Origin of the sequence: Inconstantimicrobium porci, assembly GCF_009696465.1 — a bacterium.
Classification (GTDB): Bacteria; Bacillota; Clostridia; order Clostridiales; family Clostridiaceae; genus Inconstantimicrobium; species Inconstantimicrobium porci.
The window spans coordinates 32,590-57,073 of the sequence record NZ_VULX01000009.1; the positions used below are offsets into that span (position 1 = coordinate 32,590).

The window sequence follows — 24,484 nt, forward strand, 5'->3', positions numbered from 1 at the left end:
TTGTGAATCCTACTCTTTTTTTATTTAAAGATATTTTTTGTATTGATTATAATTTCAAAAGTAAGTTTTTTATCCTTTAGATCTGCATTTATTTTATAATTCATTTTCTCAGATAACTCCTTTGTGATATAAAGTCCAAGTCCGGTGCTTTTATCACTTCTTGATGCATTGCCTGTATAAAATCTATCAAATAACTTTTCCATATCTTCATCGGATACGTATGGTGCATCATTACTAAATTGAATTTGTACACAGTCTGTGAGTTTTTTCATAGAGATATCCACATTTTTCTCCCCATGCTTTAGCATATTGTTAATTAAATTTGCAAAAATCCTCCTAACAGCATTCTTATCACCGATAACCTGTGGAATATTTTCTTCAATCATCACATGAGGTTCTATATTCTTCTTTACAAATTCATCATAAAACTCAGCTACTATTTCACAGAGAATATCTCCTATGCTTATATATTCAAGCTTTAATTTATATTCACCATTTTGAATTCTTGATAAATCATAAAAACAATTAATCAGAGTATTTAAGCTATCTGTCCTTCTATCAATTATGGAAAGATACTTTTTCATCTCTTCTTCACTGCATTTTCCACTTTCAATGAGCTGCAGATATCCACGTACTGAAGTAAGAGGTGTCCTTAAGTCATGAGACATATTTGAAATACTTCTTTTAAGTCTCTCTTCACTTTTTTTCATCTTAATTCTGTTTTTATGGTTCTCAGTATATAGAACATCTATTTCATCAGCCAACCTCTCAATATCCTTATCAAGCGATTTAACCTTTATATTGATAAACTCCCCTTTACTCAGCTTTACCTGATTTGTTATATACCTGATGTCACCCTTTATTGAAATCAACTTAAAGAGAAGAAACACTATACACAGTATTAAAATTATTACTAACAAAATCATTTTAATTCCTCCCTTTAATTAATATTACATATCATACGCCCAATGAAGGATGATCAATGATCATTTTTAATACTATTTAATATCCTGCTTTTCTAAAACGTATGCTCCTGCAGTTCCTGCTGTTGCAATAATTGTTATGCTGCTTAGTATTGCTCTTATAAAGTCAATTGACTTCATGTTTATCCTAAGCACGCTGTCCCATAAATATGCTGGTGTACATTTAAATACTGCATCAAACCAGTCAAATATTCCGTAAAATCCGCCTATCAGATGAAGCACTATGGCAAAAAGCACTATCCCTATAGCCATTGTTGCTCCATTGCTTCTTGTAGCTGTTGCTATTAAAGTCATAAGAGATGATAATGAAGCTATTATTAAAAATACCGCAATATATTGTTTTATGATATCAAGGAATTCATTAAACGTAAATAATCCTCCCCACCCCCATATTGCTGATCCTATAATGCCTGCTATACCTGTCATCACAATCACACATATAAATGCTGCAATACTTGTTATTATGATCTTATTAATATAATAAACATATCTTTTCTTTCCGTAAGCCAAGGTATTCTTAATTGTATTTTTTGAATACTCACTAGCCACAAGTGCAGCAACTAAAACTGCTATATAAATTTCTATTACTCCACTGCCAAATGTTCCATAAAATAATTCCTTTCCTTTTGGATTGAATATATTACTAGATGAAATATGAAATCCAATATTTCCACTGACAACAACTTCGTCTGAAGGATTTGACATCTGCTCGATACGCTCAATATATTCATCCTTCTGCTGTTCTGTCATTGTATTTCCTAGAGAATTTCTAAGAAAATCTTCTGATGATATTAATTTAGTTATACCGATGCTCATTAATGCAAAGAATATTGATAAAATAATCAGAACTTTAAATGCTGTTGTTTTCTTTAGTTTATACATCTCTGCTTTTAATAATCTACTCATTTATAGCACCTCCTACAACACTTACAAAATACTCTTCAAGATTTTGTCCCTTTAATAATATCTTCTTTACCTCTACATTATTAAGTGAAAGCATTGTGTTTATCTTTCCTGTTTCATCAAGCTTCTCATATACTTTTATCATATTATCATTTATAACTTCATAATTTGTTATACCAAGCTTTTCTTCAAGCAATACAGTTGCCTTTTTGCTATCATCAACAATAATTTCTATATACTGCCTACATTTTTCCCTAAGTTCCTTAGCAGTAAATTCCTCTATCAGTTTTCCGTGACTTATTATACCGTAATTTGTAGCCAGTTCTGAAAGTTCGCCCAATATATGGCTGGAAATTAATATAGTCATACCAAGTTCATTATTAAGCTTCTTTATAAGTTCTCTTATCTCAACTATACTCATCGGATCAAGCCCATTTATAGGTTCATCAAGAATAATAAATTTAGGATTTCCTAAAAGAGCATTAGCAATACCCAGCCTCTGTTTCATTCCTAATGAGAAATTTTTTACTTTCTTTTTTCCTGTGTCCTTAAGATTGACAAGTTCAAGTACTTTATCAACTGAATCCTTACTACCTATTCCCCTAACAAGCCTTGAAATTTCAAGATTCTCTCTAGCAGTCATGTTACCATAAAATGCTGGTGATTCAACTAAACTTCCAATACTTTCTCTTGATTCATCAAGATTATTTGTTTGTCCAAAAAGTTCAATCTCACCATCTGTTTTATGTGCAAGGCCTGTAATAAGCCTTATGATTGTTGTCTTTCCTGCCCCATTTTGTCCAATAAAGCCATATATCTGTCCCTTTTTTATGGTCATACTGACTTTATCTACTGCCATTGTTTCTTTATATTTCTTAGACAAATTATATGTTTTAAGAACTACCTCACTCATCTTCATAACTTCCTTTCCTCTTTACTATGATTTCATTATAAATCCACTATAATAAGAAGCCTTAAAGAAAACATTAAGAAAGCATTAAATTTAAAATCTCCGAAATATATTCTTAATCATCCTTCATCTTAAAGCCAATTCCCCATACTGTCTGAATATACTCATTAGTCTTGTCCTTTGCTGAAATCTTGCTTCTTAGATTGCTTACGTGCACATTTACAGTATTATCATCACCTAAAAAACTACTGTTCCAGACAGACTCGAAAATATTAGCTCTTGTAAAAACCTTTTTTGGATTACTAATAAGAAGTTCCAGGATGTTATACTCTCTTGCAGTAAGATTAATAAGTTCACCATTTACAATTACTTCTCTTGAATCTTTATTTACACTCATGTTTTTGAACGTAATTACGTCTGTATCGATACTGTTTGAAAATTCCTTATATCTTCTAAGCTGTGCTTCAATCCTTGCCAGCACCTCATTTATATCAAAAGGCTTGCACACAAAATCATCTGCTCCAAGCTTAAGTACATTTATCCTATCATCCACAGAAGTTTTTGCTGAAATAACGACTATCGGCATCTTCTTTATCGCTCTTATCTTCTTTATGAGTTCTTCACCACATACTCCAGGTAGCATAAGATCAAGAAGCACAATATCAAATTCACTTTCGTCTTTTAAACATAGCAGAGCCTCAGTACCTGAATAAGCGCTGACTGCCTCATAATTATTTTTTACTAATACGTCATTAAGCAGATTGTTTATATCTGCATCATCTTCAACAATTAAAACTCTATTTTTCATTTTCTAACTCCTTTGAAACAATTAAATTTTCATTTTCTCTGAATCTTTAGAAAAAAACTCCTTAATTATTTTAGTCGTTATACCTATTACGATATTTATTCTAAAAAAGTGCAGCTCATAATATGAGCTGCACTTTTTTTCGTACATTTTATTTTATAATAAATGACATGCTGCAAAGTGTCCTGGCTTAACTTCCTTTAATTCAGGATTAACTTCTGAACATTCTTTCTTAGCATATTTACATCTTGAAGCAAATCTACATCCTGGCTTAGGATTGATTGGACTTGGAACGTCACCTTCAAGAATTATTCTCTTCTTAGCCTTTGATACATTTGGATCAGGTAATGGAATAGCTGACATTAATGCCTTTGTATAAGGATGAAGTGGGTTTGCATAAAGTTCTTCACTTGGTGCAAGTTCCACAAGGTGTCCTAAATACATAACTCCAACTCTATCTGATATATGCTTAACCATTGAAAGGTCATGAGCAATGAACAGATAAGTTAATCCAAGTTCACGCTGTAACTTAATAAGTAAGTTAACAACCTGTGCCTGGATAGAAACATCAAGTGCTGAAATAGGTTCATCGCAGACAATGAATTCTGGATCAATAGCAAGAGCTCTTGCTATACCAATTCTTTGTCTCTGTCCACCTGAGAATTCATGAGGGAATCTAGAAGCATGCTCTCTATTTAGACCAACCATTTCTAGAAGCTCATAAACCTTCTTCTGTCTCTCTTCCTTAGTTCCTATATTATGAATATCCATTCCTTCTGAAATTATGTTTCCAACAGTCATTCTTGGATCTAGAGAAGCATATGGATCCTGGAATATTATCTGTGCTTTTCTTGCAAACTTTCTTCTTTCTTCACCCTTTATGCTGTGAAGATCAACACCATCATAAAGAACTTGTCCAGAAGTTGCTTCATAAAGACCCATGATAGTTCTTCCGCAAGTAGTTTTACCACATCCAGATTCTCCAACAAGTCCTAAAGTTTCACCCTTCTTAATAGTAAAGCTTACATCATCAACTGCTTTTAAAGTTGCATGACGTCCAACCTTGAAGTATTTCTTTAAATTTTTAACTTCTATATATGCCTTGTTATCTTCATTACTCATCGTCACTACCTCCTATCGGATTCTTCACCTTTGGTGCATTAGGATGCTTTAACCAACAGCTTACTTCATGACTATCGCTCATCTTTGTAGCTTCTGGCATTGCTTCTTTACAGATGTTCATTGCATATTCACATCTAGCAGCGAAAGGACATCCTACTGGTGGCTTTAATAAGTCTGGAGGTGTACCATTTAATGAATATAATTTTGCCTTGTTCTTAGTATCAAGTCTTGGAACTGACTGTAAAAGAGCCCAAGTATAAGGGTGCTGTGCATTATAGAATATTTCATCTACAGTTCCTCTTTCAACAATAAGTCCTGAGTACATAACCTGAATTCTATCAGCAACATCTGCAACTACTCCAAGGTCATGTGTTACTAAAACAACAGCTGTCTGGAATTTATCCTGTAAATCCTTGATAAGATCCATAATCTGTGCCTGAATAGTAACATCAAGAGCAGTTGTAGGTTCATCTGCTAATAATATTTTAGGATTACAAGCAAGCGCTATAGCTATCATAGCTCTTTGTCTCATACCACCTGAAAATTCATGTGGATACTGTTTAGCTCTTGCTTCTGCATTTGGTATATTAACAAGCTTTAACATCTTAATAGCTTCCTGATATGCCAGCGCTTTATCAAGTCCTCTATGATTAACAATTGTTTCAGCAATCTGCTTTCCAATTGTCATAGTAGGATTTAATGAAGTCATTGGATCTTGGAATATCATACTGATATCTGATCCTCTGACATTTCTCATTTCTTTTTCAGGTAATTTTAATAAATCTTTTCCTTCAAGAAGTATCTCTGAATCCTTTGATATTTCTCCTGGAGGTGTCTGAATCAATCCTAATATTGCTTTAGAAGTTACAGTCTTACCACAACCAGACTCACCAACTATTGCAAGAGTTTCTCCTGCATTTAGATGAAAGCTTACGCCTCTGACAGACTGTACTTTACCAGCATATGTGTTATATGATACTTTTAAATTTTTAACTTCAAGTAATCTTGTCATATTCATCTACCTCCTATTGTCTTTGCTTTGGATCTAGCGCATTTGTTAATCCATCACCAAATACGTTGAATGCCAAAACTATTATACATATGATTGAACAAGGTATAAATAACTGATAAGGATGGTTAGTCATAACTCCCTGACCAGTTGAAACAAGAGCTCCTAAGCTGGTTTTTGGAGGCTGAACTCCAAGTCCTAAGAAACTTAAGAAAGCTTCTTCAAATATATATGCCGGTATATCCATTGACATATAAGTAATTATTATACCTAATGTATTTGGAAGAAGATGTTTTATGATAATTCTCATTGGTTTTGAACCAAGAGCCTGAGCAGCCATAACATATTCTGAATTTTTAAGCTGCATAATCTGTCCTCTTACAAGACGGGCAATTCCTGTCCAACCCATAATACACATTGCAAATATAAGTGTTCCTATACCCTTTGGTAAAACAAGTAGTAATAGTATAACAACAATTAAATATGGAATTGAAGATAAAACTTCAATAACTCTCATTAATATTAAATCAACTGCACCACCGAAATAGCCACATATTCCACCGTAGATACATCCAATAATAAGTTCAATTAATGTTCCTACAAAACCAATATATAAAGAAACTCTAGCGCCTACCCAGCATCTTGCCCATAAATCTCTTCCTAAGTTATCTGTACCAAACCAGTGAGCAGCAGATGGTCTATTATCAAGTACTTTATAATCTTGAGCATCAAATTTGTACTTAACTAGGTAAGGTCCAAAAATAGCTAATAATATTGAAATTATTAATACTACAAGAGAAATCATTGCAATAGGATTTTTCTTTAATCTTCTCCATGCATCAGCCCAGTAAGATATCGCAGGTCTTACTATCTCGTCTGAATGTTTTTCCTCTGAACTTAATCGTTCAAAGCTTTTTTCATTTAATTCCATCTTACTTAGCGCCTCCTGTTACTTTTATTCTTGGATCTACAAGTGCATAACATATATCAACTACTAATAGTGATACTACGTATAAAGCTGCAAAGAATACTGTAAGTGACATTATTACTGTGTAATCTCTATAGTTTATTGAATTAAGAAGTTCTCTACCTAGTCCTGGTATAGCAAATATCTGTTCAACAATAAGTGATCCTGTAATAATACCTGCTATTCTTGGTCCAAGCATTGTTATTACTGGAAGTATTGCATTTCTTAATATATGTCTAAATACTAAAGAAGCTTTGCCAACTCCCTTTGCTTTTGCTGTTAAAATGTAATCCTGATTAATAACATCAATAACTGATGATTTCATAAATCTTGCATTTGAAGCTATACCACCAAATGCTAATGCTATACTTGGTAATAAAGTATACTTAAATGCTGCAAAGAATGGATGAGCACTGTTATTCCATCCAACTGTCGGAATACCACCTTTACCACCAAATGCAAATTGTAATAATATCGCAAGAACAAATCCTGGTATTGAAACACCTAATGTTGATAATACTATTACACCATAATCTTCCCAATGATTTCTTCTAAATGCTGCAAGAACTCCTAATGGAAGTCCAACTATAAGACCTATAGCAACAGCTTGAAGTCCTAATCTTGCAGATGCAGGAAGTTCAGCCTTTATCATATCATTAACAGTTTTTCCTGGCCACTGTATTGACTGTCCAAGATCTCCTTTTACTAAGTCTCCTAGATAATTTACGTATCTAACAGATGCTGGCTTGTCTAAGCCGTATTTTGCTCTTATTGCCTGCTCAGTAGCTGCTGGCAATTTTTTAGCCTTAGCACCGATTGGATCACCTGGAAGCGCATTTATAAGTACGAATGTAAGTGTTGCTATAAACCAAAGTGTTACAATCATTATGCCAAGTCTTTTTAAAATATACTTTAACATGTCATATCCCCCTTCATTTTATTATTACTTTAAAAATGTACGAAATTTTATAATTAACAACAAACAGGACAAAAAGTCCTGTTTATCATTCATATTCAACTAAATATAATTGCTGATTATTTTCCTTGAATACTTACTCCTGATAAATCATAACTTCCACCGAACTTAGGAATCTGATATCCCTTAACATAGTTCTTAGCAAATGTATTTACATCTGAGTAATATGTTGGCATAACTGCTGGATCCTGATTTATTAAAATGTCTTCAGCTTTCTTGTAAAGTTCAATTCTCTTGTTTTCATCTGTTTCAGCAGATGCTTCTTTTACAATGCTGTCGAATTCTTTATTGCTGTAGTTTCCACTGTTGTTACCATTACCAGTTGTAAATATAGTGAAGTATGAACTTACATCATTATAGTCAGCAGTCCATCCACCTCCACACATATCGAAATCTTTCTCAGTTCTTCTCTTATAATAAGTCTGAGCATCAGCAGTGAAGTCCTGCTTAATCTTTATTCCAAATGTTTCTTCGAATGTTTTCTGAATATAATCCCCAATTCCTTTTGTTATAGATGATTGTTCACCTAATAAGAAATCTATGCTTACTTTTGATGGATCTGTTATTCCTTCTTCTTTAAGTCCTTCTGTCATAAGCTTCTTAGCTTCGTCTACTGAAGTCTTTAAAGTTTGTGGAACTTCTTTTCTATATATCTTGCTTCCACAGTTAACTCCATCTGGAACTAAACCATAAGATGGTATACATCTCTTATATACAACATCTAAGAACTGCTGTCTGTCTAAAGCTAATGACATAGCCTTTCTAACTTTAGCATTCTTTAATACTCCTCTTGTTACATTGTAGTAGTTAAAATATGCTCCAGCATCCGGTCCAGATATATGTTGGAATTCACCGTTTTTAGCTTTTTCTTTTAATCTTGATAAATCATCTTTAGCTGCTGATGTAATATCAAGTTCTCCACCTTCGAACATCTTTACTAAAGTTGTTGTTTCAGTAATTATATGTCCTGTGGCTTTTTCAAGCTTAATGTTCTTAGCATCCCAATAAGTATCATTTTTCTTATATACAATCTTAGATCCCTTTGCATATTCAGAAACAGTAAATGGTCCATTGTAAACCATCTTTGCTGGATCTGCCCCAAAAGCATCTCCTTGTTCTTTAACCTTATCTTCTCTTACTGGCGCTAAAACTCTGAATGATAATGCTTTTTCAAAATAAGGAGTTGGTTTTGCTAAAGTTACAACTAATGTGTTATCGTCTTTAGCTTGTACACCTATTTGATCAACTAACTTATCTACTTCTGCTCCACTTTTCTTTGCTTCAGCTGCTGCCATAACTTCACTTACACCTTTTACATTAAGTTCATCAAGTAAAGTCATGTAATCTGCTCCAGTTGATGGGTTAGTAAGTCTCTTCCAGGAATATTCATATTCTGATGCTTTTACTGGCTTGCCGTCTGACCATTTAGCATCCTTTCTTAAATGAATAGTATAAGTAAGCCCATCAGAGCTCTTTTCTATCTTTTCAGCTCCTGCAAGTTCTGTTGTTTCTTTTCCGTCTTTTAGCACTTCTTTTGTAAGACACTCATAAATATTCTCCAAAGATGTAAATGAATCAGAATCACTTACTTTATTTGGATCTAGTGACTTAAAATCATATCCTACTAAATTTAAAGCTTGCTCAGATGCACCATCACTACTGCTGCCGCAACCAGCTAATACTGTAGATGATACTATTCCCGCTAATAATACCGCCAATATTTTCTTTTTCTTCATTGTCTTTCTTCCTTTCGCCGCATATTCCATAATCTATTAAAAGTTCTCATTTATTTAACAACACCCATATTTATCTATAAATGTTTGTTAAATCTTCGCTTTAAACAAAATTATAACGCAATTACTAATGATTTGCAAATATTATTCGTAAGATTCAATTTATTTTTAGACAAAATTATTAATATTTTATTTTTGTACTACATTTTTTGATTAAATATTATTTCATAACATCTTGTAATCATTTTATTTAGGAACATTTTTATACTAATATGTTTTATTTTATTAAATAAAATCGAATTCACGAGAATATTGTTGTATTTATTTTAACAAATATATCACTTTATTTTATGTTATAATTAATTATCAATATGCGTTTAAGGAAGTGTTTATATAATGAATAAAAGTAATTTTAAAGGAAGTGTAATTTTAAACCCTGTACCAGTTGTTTTAATTGCTTCTAAAAATAAAGCTGGCAAAACTAATATCTTCACTGTTGCCTGGACTGGAACCATCTGTACAAAGCCACCTATGCTTTCTATATCTGTAAGACCAGAGCGTCTATCCTATGAATATATAAAAGAGACTATGGAATTTACAGTTAACATCCCACATTACGGCATTGTGAGAGAAACTGACTTTTGCGGCGTAAAGTCTGGAAGAAATATAAATAAGATAGACGCGCTGGGCTTCACTATGAAAGATAGTGATAACATAAGTGTTCCTTATATAGATGAATGCCCTATCAATATTGAATGTAAGGTGAAAGAAATAATTCCTTTAGGATCACATGATTTAATACTTGCAGAAGTATTAAGTTCACACATTAACGAAACCTTGATAGATGAAAAAGGTAAAATTCACTTTGAGAAAGCTAACCTTATAAATTACTGTCACGGTGAATATTATCCAATGAGCAAAAGTGCTATTGGTAAATTTGGTTTTTCAATTGCTAAGAATAAGGCCCGTATAAAGGAATATTCAAAGTATGAAAAAAACCTGAAAAACTTTATAAAGCACAATAATTAGTAATAAAGACTGCTTAACTTAAGCAGTCTTTATTTTATTCATTTAATCTTATCAGAAGGAATTACTTTGTTTTTCCTGAGATGTATACTGTACGTAAGTTGTAGTATCCACCGAATTTAGGGTTTTCAAATCCTTTTACATAATTCTTTCTGAATGAATTTATATCACCATAATATGTTGGTATAACTGCTGCTTCATCTTTTACTAAGATTTCTTCAGCCTTTTTGTACATATCCATTCTCTTATTATTATCTTGTTCAGATGCTGCATCTTTTACAAGTTTATCATATTCAGCATTCTTGAATTTACTATTGTTGTTAGGGTTAGCTCCTAAAAATACTCCGAAATATGAACTTACATCGTTATAGTCAGCAGACCAGCCGCCACCACAAAGATCGAAGTCACTTGCTTGTCTCTTCTTGAAGTAGCTCTGAGAATCTGGTGAATAATCAAGAACTAAATTAATTCCAAATGCATCTTTATATAACTTCTGGAAATAATCACCCATACTCTGGCTTATTGAAGTCTTAGGTCCAAATAGCATTGTAATCTTAGCTTTAGAAGCTTCTACTCCTTCTTCCTTAAGTCCTTCAGCCATTAATTTCTTTGCTTGTTCCTTATCAGTCTTAATTGATTCTTTAACTTCTTTTCTGTAATCTTTATCTCCACAAGAAATTCCTTCTGGAGCAATTCCGTATGATGGAATACATCTCTTATAGACAACATCTAGCATTTCTTTTCTGTCAACAGCTAATGATAATGCTTGTCTAACTTTCTTGTTTTTAACTATTGGTCTAGTCACATTTACATAATTGAAGTATGCTCCTGTATCTACACCCTGTACATATTGACATTCCTTATTCTGTGCCTTTTGTTTTAATCTAGCCAAATCATCTTTTGATGCTCCAGTTACATCTAATTCTCCACCTTCAAACATCTTAACAAGTGTAGTAGTTTCATTTATTATGCTACCATTGCAAGTCTGAAGTTTGATGTCCTTTGCACCCCAGTATTTATCATTCTTAGTGTAAACAATCTTAGAACCCTTCTGATATTCAGTTATTGTAAATGGTCCATTGTAAACTGTTGTCTTAGGATCAGATCCGAATTTATCTCCCTGTTCTTTAACTTTATCTTCTCTTATTGGAACAAGATCATCAAATGACATTGCATTGATAAAGAATGGTGTAGGTTTTTCCAGATGAACTACAAATGTATAATCATCTTTAGCTTCAACGCCAAGTTTTTCAACTAAATCATCAGTTGGCTTCTTTGCATCTGCTGCATCGATTATATCCTGAGCACCTTTTACATTTAATTCTGCAAGTAAAGTCATATAATCTGAACCAGTCTTAGGATTTATAAGTCTCTTCCAAGAGTAAACATATTGTTGAGCTGTAACTGGTTTTCCATCAGTCCACTTTGCATCTTTTCTTAAATGAAATGTATAAGTAAGTTTATCATCACTTAATTTATACTTTTCACATCCTGCTGGCTCAACAGTTGCCTTTCCATCCTTGTCTACTTCTTTCATTAAACCTTCATAAATATTAGTTAAACTTGATGATGATTCACTATCACTAACTAAGCTTGGATCAAGTGTCTTGAAATCATATCCAGCTATGTTTAATACTTGTTCCTTATCTGGTGTATCTGTTGTTTGAGTTTTGTTTGAATCTGCAGCATCATTACTGCTTCCACATCCTGCTAATACTCCTGAAGTTGCAACAACTCCAGTAAGTACTAAAGCTAATACTTTTTTTCTTTTCATATTTATTGCCCCCCTAAAATATTTATTTATATTTATGTTTTTAATATTTTACATTTTTTGAGGAATTTGTGTTTTCCTCCTGCTTTATTCAAATTATATATATTTATTAACAAGTTGTAAATATATTTCCTACACTTTTATAGAAATTCTTCAATTTTTATTACTTTTTTAAAATAAAGTATATTTTTTTATCATTTGCTAAACGAAGAAATACTTTTATGTTGTTTGTAAACGTATAATAAGATATTTCATTTTTAAATTAAAAAAAGAGGTTATTTTATGAATGTGTTAATTCTACGCTTTCAAAGCTATTATTGTAATAAATAATTACCTGTCAGCAAATCATTTTAATAATTGATAATTTGTTACTACTTTTTTACTCTTTCGATTTATTTTTTAATAATTTATAGTTATTATAATATGTACATTGTGATTTATAATCTGATTATTAAATTATAGAAGTAATAAAAACGCCCCGATAAGCTGAAGCTTATCAAGGCATCTTTTATTTATATTGATCTATTTTGTTTTTCCAGAGATATAAACCTGAGATAAATCGTATTGACCACCAAACTTACTAAATGTAGATCCTTTAACATAATTCTTTCTGAATGAATTTATATCTGCATAATAACTTGGCATTATTCCAGCATCATCAGCAACAAGTATTTTTTCAGCTTCTTTATATAATTCAACTCTCTTTTTAGCATCTTCCTCTGATGCTGCCTTTTTAACAAGTTCATCATATTTAGGATTCTTATAGTGTCCATTGTTATTTGCACTGTCACTTAAGAAAACGCCGAAGAATGAACTTATATCATCATAATCTGGACCCCATCCACTAGATGCTATGTCAAAATCTCCTTCATTTAACAGTTTAAAGAATGTCTTACTATCAGGAGTAAATACCTGTTCAAGTTTTATACCAAAAGTATCCTTATAAAGTTTCTCCATGTAATCACCTATAGCTGAAGTAGTAGAAGTCTTAGTTCCTAAAAGATCCTTTATAACTACCTTTGATGCATCTACGCCTTCTTCTTTAAGTCCTTCAGTCATAAGTTTCTTTGCTTCTTCAACATCATTCTTGATTGGTTCAGGAACTTCCTTTCTGTAAACACTACCGCTACAGTCAACTCCATCAGTTATAAGACCATAAGCAGGAATCATTCTCTTATAAACAACGTCAAGGTATTCTTGTCTGTTTATTGCTAAAGATAATGCTTTTCTTACCTTTGCATTCTTTAATATTCCTTTTGTAACATTAAAGTATTCATAATAAGATGTAGTGTCTTTTCCATGGATATATGTTATTTCACCATTCTTAGCTTTTTCTTTAAGCCTTGCAAGATTATCTTTTGATGCTCCTGTTAAATCAAGTTCTCCAGTTTCAAACATCTTAACAAGAGTATTTGATTCATCTATGATAAATCCATTAGCAGTTTCAAGTTTGATATTCTTAGCATTCCAATACTTGGTGTTTTTCTTATATACTATCTTTGAACCTTTCTGATAATCTGATATTGTAAATGGTCCATTGTACACAACAGTGTTAATATCAGCTCCGTACTTATCTCCAGCAGCCTTTACTTTATCTTCTCTTACTGGTACAAGGCCCTTAAATGTCATTGCATTTAAAAAATATGGTGTTGGTTTTGCAAGCTTAACTTCAAAAGTATAATCATCTTTAGCTTCAACACCTAACTTCTCTACAAGAGCATCAGTTGTTGCTTTATCCTTTTTAGCTGTTGCTGCATCAATTATTTCCTGCGCTCCTTTAACATTTAATTCTGCCAGTATTGTCATATAAGGAGCAGCTGTTGTTGGATTTATTAATCTCTTCCATGCATACACATAATCTTTTGCTGTTACAGGTTTATCATCTGTCCATTTAGCATCTTTTCTTAAATGGAATGTATATGTCAATTTATCACTGCTGACATCTACCTTTTCAGCTCCAGCGTTAACTATCTTTGTATTTCCCTTTATATCTGTCTGTTCTCTCATAAGTCCTTCAAATACCTGATTCATACTTGTAAAACTTTCTGCATCACTTACTTTAGCTGGATCAAGAGAAGTATAATCATAGCCAACTAAATTTAAAGTCTGATCTTTATCCGGCTTTGTATCAGCTGTCTTTTCAGTTGAAGTTTCTTTTTTTTCTTCAGTACTACCACATCCTGCAAACACCATTGTACTTACTGTTGTAGCTGCTAAAAATAAAGCTACTAGTTTTTTCTTATTCATATAATTACCCCCTAAATTTAAAAATCCAAAATTTTTACCCTAATTATTTTGAATTTTTTTCAATTTATTTTAAATATTGTTTATTGTTACTTTTTATATAATTATAGTTATTTATTTTTATTTTGTAAATATTTTTGAGATATTTTTACTTATTTTATTGTTTTTTATTTGTTTTTTTAAAATTGTATCATTTTTTAGTTCAATGTATACTTTTTCATTCATTATTCACAATTTATTACTTTATTTTTCATTCATCTTTGTTGTTTCCATCTTCATTTAACATTTAAAACGATTCCCAAAATGCAAAAAAATAAAGGAGAAAATCCAAATTCAGATTTTCTCCTTTATTTCTAAGTATGAACTTACATCATCATAGTCAGGTCCCCATCCTGATCCACCTATGTCAAACTCACCTTTATCAAACATATCATAAAATGTTGTATCATCAGGAGTAAATACAGTCTCAAGTGTAATACCAAATGTTTCTTTATACAACTTAGTCATATAGTCTGAAAGATCTGATGTAATTGTAACCTTTGGTCCAAGCAGGTATTGTATACTATCTTTGATCCTTTTTGATAATCAGCTACAACAAATGGTCCATTATACACCATTGTTTTGCAATCAACTCCATACTTTTCACCCTGGCTCTTTGCAATATCTTCTCTTATTGGCACAAGACCTTTAAATGTTAATGCATTTATAAAATATGGAGTTACCTTTGTCAATGTAACTACTAAAGTATTATCATCTTTAGCTTCAACACCTAATTTATCAATAAGATCTTTAGCATCTTTTTTAGCTGAAGCTGCTGCAATTATTTCATCAGCACCTTTAACATTTAATTCGGCTAACAATGTCATATAAGGTGATCCATTTAATGGATTGATAAGCTGCTTCCAAGCATAAACGTAATCTTGTGCCTTTACAGGCTTATCATCTGACCACTTTGCATCTTTTCTTAAATGGAATGTATAAGTAAGTTTATCTGAACTTACTTCATAACTTTCACATCCAGCCTTTTCAATAAAAAAACTGTTATAAACTCAAAAATAGAGCCATAACAGTTCTTAATTATTTCTAATTATTTATTGTTGTGATAATTATAAATATAAAACGGAATTCCTATAAGCATTAATATAAATCCCCACATTACAGTTTCTGCCCCGGAACCATAAATTGCCCATATTGTATAGCAGAATGCAAGAAGTGGAACAAATGCTTTTTTCACAAAAATCTTAAAATTAAAATGTTTTTCTTCTCTAAACATTATCATTATTTCTGCTGATATAGCTAATAAATAAACTGGAAGAAATGATAATGTTGCAAGAATCGTCATAAATGTAAAAGCTGAAACCATGCTTTTCTGATAATTCATAACAAGAAGTATATTCATAAGGAGAGATCCTATCACAAGGGAACTTATAGGTGTCCCATACTTACTGCTTATTTTGCCAAAAAATTTAGGGAATACACCATCTTCTCCTGCTGCATATGATATTCTGGCAGTTGATAAAAGCCATCCAATCATAGTTCCTGTAAGACATATAATTACTGATACTATGAATATGCTTCCAATTGATTTTCCAAGTATATTTGTAAGTATATCAGTCATTGGTGCAGTACTCTGTGCTAAATCAGAATTAGACATAGTTCCCATGCTGCTAATGCTTATAAGAAGATAAATTGCTGCTGAAATTATAAGTCCATAGATTGTACTCTTCTTAACATTCTTTTCGGGATTTTTTATTTCCCCTGCAGTAACAGTAGCACTTTCAAGACCAATAAATGCCCATAAAGTTGTCGTTGCTGCTAACGGAACTGTACCTAACCCCTTTCCTTCAGGCATCAATGGCATAAAGTTAGCTTTTTCAAAATTCAACAGTGCCGCTATTATAAAAACTGAGAAAAATACTATCTTGAACACTGTAGTTAATGCCTGAATTTTTCCTGCCTGTTTCACACCGATAATGTTAAGTATTGTAAATAACCAAAGTACAGCACTAGAAACAATAACTGCTATTGTAGGATTGTTCAAAGCTGGAAATAATCCTACACTGTAACTTACAAGCGTAACCATTATTGCTGCATTGCCAATCCATGATCCATTCCAATAAAGCCAGGCACTTAAAAAACCTGCAAAATCCCCAAAGGCTTCTTTCGTATATTGATAAGCGCCTCCAGTTGCTGTATATCTTGTACTTAAGTTAGCAAAAGATATAGCAATTAATATTGAACCAGCTGTTGTTAATATCCATGCTATTATGGTCGCAAGAGGCCCAGATACCTGAGCAAGCGTTGATGGAAGCATAAATATTCCTGAACCAATCATGTTACCACACACAAGCATAGTAGCCATGAACAAGCTCATTTCCTTCTTTAGTGACTTGTTTTCCATGTTTTCCTCCTAAGTAAAAAAGGTTTGCAAGACATATTCCGAAGCCTCCGTCGTTCCCTGCGGTCTCTCCAAGTCGTTTCTTCATATGTCTTGCAAACCTCAGATTACTAAAGGATGAAATTGCCTTATACCATTTTTTGTATTAACTTGTAAATCCTTTGTTTTCAAAGCTTTACAGCATTAAAATTGTTTATTGCAATTTTATATATTAACATAAATTCAATACTTTTTGTATTCTTATTTAGTATAACCGGCATTATAATGCATAATTCATAGCTCATAGTGCATAATTTATGCGTTATGCATTGAATAAAAATATCGCCGTGAATTTAATCACGGCGATATTTTTATCCTAGCTGTTTAACAGGGCAAAGATTTGTCCTACTATTGCTTTTGCTTGATCTGGCAATCTTTCTATAGCCCTTTGACGTTTTCTTTCATCATTTATGGAGGCTATTCTCATTACTTCCTGCTTAAGGCCAGGAATACTTTCAAGTTGGCTAATGAGGTTATTAAACTGTCTTGCAAATACAGGATTCTGCATTTTACTTTGTATAAGATTAACAAGTTCAAACGGATTCATATCATTACTCCTGCATAGGTTTTTTCTACTAATATTAATATTCTATTCTCATCAAAGTGTGCTAATTTTATAGTGAAATCTTTTTATCTTTAAGCTTTTTCTTAATAACTTCAGATAGCAGAGTATACATAATACTTACAAGTGGAATTCCGATAAGTATACCAAGTATTCCAAACGCACTTCCTCCAATAACCGTTGCAAGCATAACCCATATGCCGGAAAGTCCTATAGTTCCTCCTACCACAGTTGGATATATAAAATGCCCTTCAAGCTGCTGAATAATAACTATAATTACTAAAAACCAGAATGATTTTATTGGACTTATAGTAAATAATATAAACACTCCTGGAATAGTTCCAATTATTGCCCCAAAGATAGGAATCAATGCAGTAACTCCTATTATTACACTTATAAGTGCTGCATAAGGCATTTTAAATACAATCATAGCAATAAATACAAGCACCCCAATGATTATAGCTTCAGTACACTGCCCTTCAATAAACTTTGAGAATTTTTCATTAGCTATATGGACTACTTTTATTATCAAATTAACTTTTTCCTTTTTAAAGAAAGCATACATAAATTTTTTTATATTCAATATGAGTTTTTCTTTGTCCCAAAGCATGTAGATTGCAAGAATGAATGCAATAAAGAAATTAACTATAATAGATGTAACAGACATTGTTATATCTACTACCTGCGAAAAAAACTGAGTCGTTATCTTTCCCGCAGCTATAGCAATATCCTTCCACATATTCATAACCTGCTCTACAACCTCAGTAATTATAGTACTATTCTTAAAATCATTATCTACCATACCTTCAATTGATTTTAAACTTTCCGGAATGTTTTTCACCAAATTAATGATACTGTTTTTAAGCTGAGGAATCACAAAAATCATTATCAGGACAATAATTCCTACAATAGATACAAGAGTCATTACTATAGATATTGGTCTTTTTAATTTTTTATATTTTCCCTTCTTATATGTATCAAGTGAATTTAAAAGTTTAGCTTCATAAAATTTCATAGGTATATTGAGTATAAATGCTATTGCAACAGCAATAAAAAACGGACTTATTATATTAAATATATATGATACACCTAATTTTACGCTCTTAAAATTAAATAACAAAAAAACTAATAGTATCACATATGTAGAAATTATAAATCCTGTTTTTAAATTGTCACTTTCTCTTTTATTCATAAAAACCGCCTACAATCCTTAATGTTGAGATAATGTATAATGTATAGAGTATAATGTATAATTTCGGATTAAACTCCCCGTGTGGGAGTTTATAAAAAAGGATGAAAGACATATTTCGAATCCTCCGTCGACACGCTCCAAGTCCTTTCTTTATATGTCTTTCACCCCTTGATGACTAAAGGACAAAATTGCATTCTTCCATCCTCTTACACAAGCGTGCAACCCCTTTAGTTTCAACGGTTTACATCATTAAAATTTCACCATTTACAATGCAATTTCCTAGACATTAAAAAGAGAGCTTTGCCCTCTTTAAATCTCCTAATTTAATAATTGTGGTGGGTTGAAGGTATTGCCTCCATTAAAATTAAGAAATTAGTTAGCTCAGCGCAGCTAATTTTATCATGAATTATACAATATAAATTCTACATTACTTATGAGTTTATTTTGTATTAAAAACAGGTATTTTATTAATTATATTACCTTGATAAATAATTATAATTTATGATACATTCTTAGTAGCAAATTTTATATTAAGGAGAATAATCTATGAGTATTTTAACGGTTAAAAATTTGAGTCACGGATTTGGAGATAGAGCAATATTTGAAGATGTGTCTTTCAGACTTTTAAAAGGTGAACATATTGGTCTAATAGGTGCCAACGGTGAAGGAAAATCTACGTTTATGAATATAATAACTGGGCACCTTGAACCAGACGAAGGCTCTGTAATATGGAGCAACAGAGTAAGAGTTGGCTATATGGATCAGCACGCTCAGCTTGAAAAAGGAATGACTATACGAGAAGTATTACGTAGTGCTTTCAAGTATCTTTTTGACCTTGAAGAAGAAATGAATGAAATATACGGCAGAATGGGCGAAATGGACGAAGATGAAATGAACAAGGCCCTTGAAAAAACTGCTGTAATTCAAGACATGCTTGATCATAACGGATTTTACATAATAGACATCAAAATAGATGAAGTAGCTAAGGGTCTTGGTCTTCTTGATGTAGGTCTTGACAGAGATGTTACAGAACTTAGTGGTGGACAGAGAACTAAGGTACTTCTTGCAAAACTTCTTCTTGAAACTCCAGATATACTTCTTCTTGATGAGCCTACAAACTATTTAGACGAAGAACATATTGAATGGTTAAAGAGATATCTTCAAGCTTACGAAAATGCTTTTATCCTTATCTCTCATGATATACCATTCCTAAACAGCGTAATTAACCTAATTTATCACATGGAAAACAGAAAGCTTACAAGATATGTAGGTGACTATGATAACTTTAAGAGAATTCATGAAGAAAACAAGAAACAGCTTGAAGCTGCTTATGAAAGACAGCAGGCTGAAATTGCCAACCTTAAAGACTTTGTTGCAAGGAACAAGGCAAGAGTTGCAACAAGTGGTATGGCTAAAGCAAGACAAAAGAAGCTTGATAAAATGGAAATAATTGAACTTGCTGCTGAAAAGCCAAAGCCAGAATTCAACTTTAAGTATGGCAAAACTTCAGGAAAGACAATATTTGAAACTAAAGATTTAGTAATTGGATATAATGAACCACTTACAAAGCCTCTTAACCTTCATATGGAAAGAGGTCAGAAAATAGCCCTTGTTGGTGCTAACGGTCTTGGAAAGACTACTCTTTTAAAAAGCCTTATGGGAATTATCAAGCCTTTAAGTGGTGAAGTTACTTTGGGAGATTACCAGCAGCTTGGCTACTTTGAGCAGGAAATCAAAGAAGCAAACTACAATACATGTATTGAAGAAGTATGGGAAGCATTCCCTTCAATGACTCAGTATGAAGTAAGATCAGCTCTTGCTAAATGTGGACTTACAACTAAGCATATAGAAAGTAAGGTATGCGTACTTAGTGGTGGAGAGCAGGCAAAGGTTAGATTATGTAAATTAATTAACGCAGAATCTAATATCTTAATCCTAGATGAACCTACAAACCACCTTGATGTGGAAGCTAAAGATGAACTTAAAAGAGCTTTAAAAGAATATAAAGGCAGCATACTTATTGTATGCCATGAACCTGAATTCTATAGAGATGTTGTAACAGACATATGGAATTGCGAAGACTGGACTACAAAAATCATCTAGTTAGTATATAAAAATCATAAGAAAAACTGCTACAGCAATCAAAACTGTAGCAGTTTTTATAAGATTATTAAATTGCAAAAGCTCCAAGTATAAAACACTTGGAGCTTTAGTCTTAAACATTATAAACTCAATACAGCATTAATAGCCTTATCCAGCATTCCGCTTTCTTTCATATCATTTAATACGCCAAATTTTTTCTTTAAATTCTTTTCGAGATTCTCAATATATTTTATAGTAAACGGTAAATACTCTTCGTTTTTCTTAACATACTCTTTTGTAAAATAGCTTTTACTCAATGCCATTGAAAATAAAATAAGCATTATACAGTTATCTTTAATAAGTTTCTTTATTCTATCCACATATTCAGGATTATCCACATTTCTCTTGAAGTTATCCACTGTTTCTATTGTGAAATTCATAAGTTTGTTGATAATTATATCTAGTTTATAATTATCAGCAAGCTGAGACATTATTGTGATATGTTTATTTTTAATATCTTCTTTTACATCCTGAATATCATCTGCTATCTGAAGAAGAACTCCATAACCAATACAAAATTCAATTTCTGATTCTGTAAGATAGCCATCTACAAGATAACCATCTACAAGCACTGAAGATCCACCCTTTTTCACAGATATACCTAATATATCTCTTTCATAAGGTATTGACTCTTTGTCCTGCTGGCTTAGGCTGAGGATCTGACCCTGCTGAATCTGCAGTAGTGATTCATACACCTCGCTGAATTCATTTCTTGCATATTCATCCTCTATATTCGCTACAAGCGCAAAAACTTTAGCTTCATATTCATAAAGTGGAAATAAATTATCTCCTTTAAGCCTCTGTGTAAGTCGTTCATTAAATTGTTTTTTCTCTTCTAATGATATTTTAACATCATCAATTAAATTATCAGTATACGGATAAAGCATACTGTATGAGAAGATAGAATTCGTAAGGCATACATCTTCACCCTTTAATGACTGAATCATATTGATGATCCATACATTTCTCATGGCCTGCCCTATATCTGACAAAGACATATCTTTATCAAATTCTCTTGCCTTTTTAAAAAATTGTCTTGTTACTTTAAAACATTCTTCTTTAAGTTTATCAGGTAAATCAAGCGAAAATATATAGTCCTTCTTTAATATATTTTCAATAATCTCATGAAACTTCTCTGCCCATATCTTTCCCGCTTCTTCATAATTCTGCGGAAAACTTTTTATATGGTCAATAAGCTTATCAACACACTTATCAAGACGCATTTCCTTTGCCTTTTTTTGAAGATAATTTACCTTCGTACACTCTAATTCTATACTGCTTTTTGAAGACCACCACTTTTCTTCCGTAAGCTTATACTGATAGTCTATATATTTTTTAAAGTCCATATTTATCTCCAACTTAAATTTATTAATTTCCCTATTATCGATATATGATTTATTTTCTCAATTTAAATGTCTTAGGTGCAAATATATATACACCTGCAAGTGCTGCTATTACATAAATAAATGTTACTGCAATTACTCCAAGAGTGAAATAAATTGATGAAGTCTTTACCTGCATACAGCCATAACTTACAAAGTACATTGAACCATTGACTATGCTGAATGTCGGGCTCTTTACATCCATTTTTTCTGTATAAGGCTGAAGCACATAATACATGAAAAGATAATGAACAGAAAAGAATACTGATAAAAACATGATACCAAGACAGTTAGGCAGTACAGCTTTTACTGCATAAATATCACCTTTGCTTATCATATAAATAATCATCAGCAGTATACAGATAACTGCTCCTGGAATAAGATTAAGTGTTAATATCTTTTTAAGTCTAACACTGAAATTTGATAATATAACTCCTGGCTGCTTATAGTAACCATATTTTAAAAGACTCTTATCACAGTTAAAGAACATAGCTCTGCACACTTTTTCTGTAACAGAGACAATATACATGATAAAAACAAAATAAGGCATTGATTTTAAAATAGTATCTGCCATATTATTTTTTATGTTTGGGAAGAAGATTACTGCTCCTATCCCTAAAATACCTACACCAAGTATAATAAAAGTTCTAATCTTAACAGCATTTTTCATTATTCTTTTATGACGTACAAAGAATATGGAATTCAGATAATCATAGCCTGTCTTATTGTTGAATCTGCTGCTGTCCAGATCCTCAAGTGTTAATTCGGCTATATCTGCAGTCTTTGAATCTTCCATCATTGTCTCTATTTCCATGACCTTCTGAATTGTCAGGTATTTCTTTGCCACAACTTTATATTTTTTATATCCTGCCAGATATATTAATGATGCTGCGCCTAAAACAATTGAAACCACAGCAAAAATAGGATTAAGAACATAAAGTCCTCTATTTATATTTATACTTAAAAATGGTAGTCCATATGCTGCCGCTAAGCATGAAATCCATAATACAGCATGAAAATAATTGTTATCGCAAAGCTGCATTGACTTTTTATCATAAAGATATAAATACAACGCTTCAACAATAAACCTGAACGCTCCAAGCTCAACAAGCATCAGTAATGAATCAAGGATACTGCCTGTTACTATGCTTATTATAGGAAGGAAAAACACAACCTGTGATACTGCTCTGTAGATAATCTGAGAAAGATAATATTTCTGAGGGTTTGTCCTTAAAAGAATTATCATGTTAAATGCACTTTTATCACTCTTCATTGCTATAGGTCGTGAAAAAGAACCAATTATAAATGACAGCATGAAGAATATAAAAATCTGTGTATCTATGCTATCAATGTGTATACCGGCTTTCTTCGTAATAAACATACATGGAAGTATACATATCAAACCAACATATGCTGATTTCTTTAAAAAATCAAATAATATGCTGAAAATAAAAGCAATTATTCCTATAATCTGCTTTGCACCACTATGGGCATAAAGGCTGTCTGGAATCTTCTTTCCTATGAATGGTATACGCTTTAGAAAGTATATTGCTGTATTGGCTCCTTCTGCAAAACTATACTTTAATGTATTAAGAAACACTGCTGACATCGCTATCCTCCTTCAATATGTCCATTATCTTTTCTTCAAAGTCTGGACTCTTAAGAAGCTCTTCATCAACAAGTTCAAGCTGTCCATTATTTAATACAACTATATCATCACAAAGATCAGTAGCCAGCTCTAGTATATGAGTTGAAAATATCAATATATGATCACTTTTTATCTTCTTCAATAATTGTTTTATCTCATACGCAACAACAACATCAAAAGATGTAAGGGGCTCATCCAGAAGGATAACTGGTGGCTTAGTAATCAAAAAGCATACCATCTGAATTTTATTCTTCATACCAAATGAATAATCTTTAATGAGCCTATACCTATCTTCCTTTTCTATTTTAATTATGTCAAAATACTCATCAATAGATAATAGATTTTGTATATTATCCTTGTTTACATCAATATAAAATTTCAGGAACTCATATCCTGTAAGAAACTCAGGAAGAACAGGCTGCGCAAATGCATATCCTATGCTTGAATAGTTCATTATATCATTTCCCGTTTCATCAACAAGCTCTACAGTTCCTGAGTCCTGCTTATCATCTTCACTTATGCAGTTAAAAAGAGTTGTCTTTCCTGAACCATTCCTCCCTAAAAGTCCATATATACGTCCTTTTTCAAAAGTAAAAGATGCTTTCTTTAGTACTTGCTTGTCCCCAAAGCTTTTTTCAATATCCTTTAAAATTAATTCCATAAAGGCCCCCT

General features: G+C 32.1%; 21 protein-coding genes. 2 read left to right on the top strand and 19 right to left on the bottom strand.

The genetic code is table 11. The features are described from left to right. Nucleotides 1–20 precede the first annotated feature (20 nt). From FYJ33_RS07805 to FYJ33_RS07845, 9 genes are all read right to left on the bottom strand, one after another. Nucleotides 21–926 (bottom strand): sensor histidine kinase, encoded by a 906-nt coding sequence (locus tag FYJ33_RS07805; RefSeq protein ID WP_154531195.1) that lies wholly within the window; start codon nt 924–926, stop codon nt 21–23. A 72-nt stretch (nt 927–998) separates the two neighbouring features. After that, nucleotides 999–1,889 carry an ABC transporter permease gene (locus FYJ33_RS07810; RefSeq protein WP_154531196.1) on the bottom strand — a complete coding sequence of 297 codons (891 nt, stop codon included), beginning with the start codon at nt 1,887–1,889 and terminating at the stop codon, nt 999–1,001. Next, complete coding sequence (locus tag FYJ33_RS07815; RefSeq protein WP_154531197.1) at nt 1,882–2,799, bottom strand: ATP-binding cassette domain-containing protein; 918 nt, start codon at nt 2,797–2,799, stop codon at nt 1,882–1,884. Before FYJ33_RS07815 ends, FYJ33_RS07810 begins: the two co-directional genes overlap by 8 nt. Before the next feature lie 112 nt (nt 2,800–2,911). Continuing rightward, nucleotides 2,912–3,604: a response regulator transcription factor gene (locus FYJ33_RS07820; RefSeq protein WP_154531198.1), complete on the bottom strand. Its 693-nt coding sequence runs from the start codon at nt 3,602–3,604 to the stop codon at nt 2,912–2,914. Between the two features lie 153 nt (nt 3,605–3,757). Further along, a complete protein-coding gene (locus FYJ33_RS07825) occupies nt 3,758–4,723 on the bottom strand; it encodes an ABC transporter ATP-binding protein (RefSeq protein ID WP_154531199.1) in 966 nt (321 codons plus the stop codon). After that, nucleotides 4,716–5,735, bottom strand: coding sequence for an ABC transporter ATP-binding protein (locus FYJ33_RS07830; protein WP_154531200.1), 1,020 nt, complete (start codon nt 5,733–5,735; stop codon nt 4,716–4,718). Before FYJ33_RS07830 ends, FYJ33_RS07825 begins: the two co-directional genes overlap by 8 nt. Nucleotides 5,736–5,748: 13 nt before the next feature. Next, on the bottom strand, nt 5,749–6,663 hold the full coding sequence (locus tag FYJ33_RS07835; RefSeq protein ID WP_154531201.1) for an ABC transporter permease: 915 nt from the start codon (nt 6,661–6,663) through the stop codon (nt 5,749–5,751). 1 nt (nt 6,664) lies between these two features. Next, on the bottom strand, nt 6,665–7,618 hold the full coding sequence (locus FYJ33_RS07840; protein WP_154531202.1) for an ABC transporter permease: 954 nt from the start codon (nt 7,616–7,618) through the stop codon (nt 6,665–6,667). Nucleotides 7,619–7,734: 116 nt separating this feature from the next. Continuing rightward, nucleotides 7,735–9,411 (bottom strand): peptide ABC transporter substrate-binding protein, encoded by a 1,677-nt coding sequence (locus tag FYJ33_RS07845; RefSeq protein WP_206046643.1) that lies wholly within the window; start codon nt 9,409–9,411, stop codon nt 7,735–7,737. 393 nt (nt 9,412–9,804) lie between these two features. Between FYJ33_RS07845 and FYJ33_RS07850 the strand changes: the two genes are divergently transcribed. Continuing rightward, entirely contained in the window at nt 9,805–10,437 is a 633-nt protein-coding gene (locus FYJ33_RS07850) for a flavin reductase family protein (protein WP_154531204.1), read from the top strand. Between the two features lie 61 nt (nt 10,438–10,498). Here the strand turns inward: FYJ33_RS07850 and FYJ33_RS07855 are convergent, their stop codons facing one another. The 7 genes from FYJ33_RS07855 to FYJ33_RS07885 form a co-directional block, all read right to left on the bottom strand. Further along, a complete protein-coding gene (locus tag FYJ33_RS07855) occupies nt 10,499–12,208 on the bottom strand; it encodes a peptide ABC transporter substrate-binding protein (RefSeq protein ID WP_154531205.1) in 1,710 nt (569 codons plus the stop codon). Between the two features lie 519 nt (nt 12,209–12,727). Beyond that, nucleotides 12,728–14,452 carry a peptide ABC transporter substrate-binding protein gene (locus FYJ33_RS07860; protein WP_154531206.1) on the bottom strand — a complete coding sequence of 575 codons (1,725 nt, stop codon included), beginning with the start codon at nt 14,450–14,452 and terminating at the stop codon, nt 12,728–12,730. Between the two features lie 330 nt (nt 14,453–14,782). Next, a complete protein-coding gene (locus tag FYJ33_RS07865) occupies nt 14,783–14,956 on the bottom strand; it encodes a hypothetical protein (RefSeq protein ID WP_154531207.1) in 174 nt (57 codons plus the stop codon). After that, nucleotides 14,953–15,480 (bottom strand): ABC transporter substrate-binding protein, encoded by a 528-nt coding sequence (locus FYJ33_RS07870; protein ID WP_328598665.1) that lies wholly within the window; start codon nt 15,478–15,480, stop codon nt 14,953–14,955. The genes FYJ33_RS07865 and FYJ33_RS07870 overlap by 4 nt, the downstream gene beginning before the upstream one ends. Nucleotides 15,481–15,536: 56 nt before the next feature. Continuing rightward, nucleotides 15,537–16,850 carry an APC family permease gene (locus FYJ33_RS07875; protein ID WP_154531209.1) on the bottom strand — a complete coding sequence of 438 codons (1,314 nt, stop codon included), beginning with the start codon at nt 16,848–16,850 and terminating at the stop codon, nt 15,537–15,539. Between the two features lie 352 nt (nt 16,851–17,202). Further along, the gene (locus tag FYJ33_RS07880; RefSeq protein WP_154531210.1) at nt 17,203–17,433 is read right to left on the bottom strand and encodes a hypothetical protein; all 231 of its coding nucleotides are present in this window, start codon (nt 17,431–17,433) and stop codon (nt 17,203–17,205) included. A 67-nt stretch (nt 17,434–17,500) separates the two neighbouring features. After that, entirely contained in the window at nt 17,501–18,640 is a 1,140-nt protein-coding gene (locus FYJ33_RS07885) for an AI-2E family transporter (RefSeq protein ID WP_154531211.1), read from the bottom strand. 546 nt (nt 18,641–19,186) lie between these two features. Between FYJ33_RS07885 and FYJ33_RS07890 the strand changes: the two genes are divergently transcribed. Beyond that, complete coding sequence (locus FYJ33_RS07890) at nt 19,187–20,743, top strand: ABC-F family ATP-binding cassette domain-containing protein (RefSeq protein ID WP_154531212.1); 1,557 nt, start codon at nt 19,187–19,189, stop codon at nt 20,741–20,743. 119 nt (nt 20,744–20,862) lie between these two features. Here the strand turns inward: FYJ33_RS07890 and FYJ33_RS07895 are convergent, their stop codons facing one another. The 3 genes from FYJ33_RS07895 to FYJ33_RS07905 are packed head-to-tail and all read right to left on the bottom strand — an operon-like array spanning nt 20,863 to nt 24,473. Beyond that, nucleotides 20,863–22,128, bottom strand: a complete 1,266-nt coding sequence (locus tag FYJ33_RS07895; protein ID WP_206046644.1) for a class 1 isoprenoid biosynthesis enzyme — start codon at nt 22,126–22,128, stop codon at nt 20,863–20,865. Nucleotides 22,129–22,177: 49 nt separating this feature from the next. Next, entirely contained in the window at nt 22,178–23,773 is a 1,596-nt protein-coding gene (locus FYJ33_RS07900) for a hypothetical protein (protein WP_154531213.1), read from the bottom strand. Beyond that, entirely contained in the window at nt 23,754–24,473 is a 720-nt protein-coding gene (locus tag FYJ33_RS07905; RefSeq protein ID WP_154531214.1) for an ATP-binding cassette domain-containing protein, read from the bottom strand. Before FYJ33_RS07905 ends, FYJ33_RS07900 begins: the two co-directional genes overlap by 20 nt. Nucleotides 24,474–24,484: the final 11 nt, after the last annotated feature.

Bases quoted from the DNA above. Each gene is read 5' to 3' on its own strand.
- FYJ33_RS07835 (WP_154531201.1), bottom strand. From the start codon at position 6,663: ATGGAATTAAATGAAAAAAGCTTTGAACGATTAAGTTCAGAGGAAAAA.
- FYJ33_RS07875 (WP_154531209.1), bottom strand. From the start codon at position 16,850: ATGGAAAACAAGTCACTAAAGAAGGAAATGAGCTTGTTCATGGCTACT.
- FYJ33_RS07855 (WP_154531205.1), bottom strand. From the start codon at position 12,208: ATGAAAAGAAAAAAAGTATTAGCTTTAGTACTTACTGGAGTTGTTGCA.
- FYJ33_RS07860 (WP_154531206.1), bottom strand. From the start codon at position 14,452: ATGAATAAGAAAAAACTAGTAGCTTTATTTTTAGCAGCTACAACAGTA.
- FYJ33_RS07815 (WP_154531197.1), bottom strand. From the start codon at position 2,799: ATGAGTGAGGTAGTTCTTAAAACATATAATTTGTCTAAGAAATATAAA.
- FYJ33_RS07865 (WP_154531207.1), bottom strand. From the start codon at position 14,956: ATGACTAAGTTGTATAAAGAAACATTTGGTATTACACTTGAGACTGTA.
- FYJ33_RS07885 (WP_154531211.1), bottom strand. From the start codon at position 18,640: ATGAATAAAAGAGAAAGTGACAATTTAAAAACAGGATTTATAATTTCT.
- FYJ33_RS07840 (WP_154531202.1), bottom strand. From the start codon at position 7,618: ATGTTAAAGTATATTTTAAAAAGACTTGGCATAATGATTGTAACACTT.
- FYJ33_RS07905 (WP_154531214.1), bottom strand. From the start codon at position 24,473: ATGGAATTAATTTTAAAGGATATTGAAAAAAGCTTTGGGGACAAGCAA.
- FYJ33_RS07830 (WP_154531200.1), bottom strand. From the start codon at position 5,735: ATGACAAGATTACTTGAAGTTAAAAATTTAAAAGTATCATATAACACA.
- FYJ33_RS07825 (WP_154531199.1), bottom strand. From the start codon at position 4,723: ATGAGTAATGAAGATAACAAGGCATATATAGAAGTTAAAAATTTAAAG.
- FYJ33_RS07810 (WP_154531196.1), bottom strand. From the start codon at position 1,889: ATGAGTAGATTATTAAAAGCAGAGATGTATAAACTAAAGAAAACAACA.
- FYJ33_RS07880 (WP_154531210.1), bottom strand. From the start codon at position 17,433: ATGAATCCGTTTGAACTTGTTAATCTTATACAAAGTAAAATGCAGAAT.
- FYJ33_RS07895 (WP_206046644.1), bottom strand. From the start codon at position 22,128: ATGGACTTTAAAAAATATATAGACTATCAGTATAAGCTTACGGAAGAA.
- FYJ33_RS07820 (WP_154531198.1), bottom strand. From the start codon at position 3,604: ATGAAAAATAGAGTTTTAATTGTTGAAGATGATGCAGATATAAACAAT.
- FYJ33_RS07890 (WP_154531212.1), top strand. From the start codon at position 19,187: ATGAGTATTTTAACGGTTAAAAATTTGAGTCACGGATTTGGAGATAGA.
- FYJ33_RS07845 (WP_206046643.1), bottom strand. From the start codon at position 9,411: ATGAAGAAAAAGAAAATATTGGCGGTATTATTAGCGGGAATAGTATCA.
- FYJ33_RS07900 (WP_154531213.1), bottom strand. From the start codon at position 23,773: ATGTCAGCAGTGTTTCTTAATACATTAAAGTATAGTTTTGCAGAAGGA.
- FYJ33_RS07850 (WP_154531204.1), top strand. From the start codon at position 9,805: ATGAATAAAAGTAATTTTAAAGGAAGTGTAATTTTAAACCCTGTACCA.
- FYJ33_RS07805 (WP_154531195.1), bottom strand. From the start codon at position 926: ATGATTTTGTTAGTAATAATTTTAATACTGTGTATAGTGTTTCTTCTC.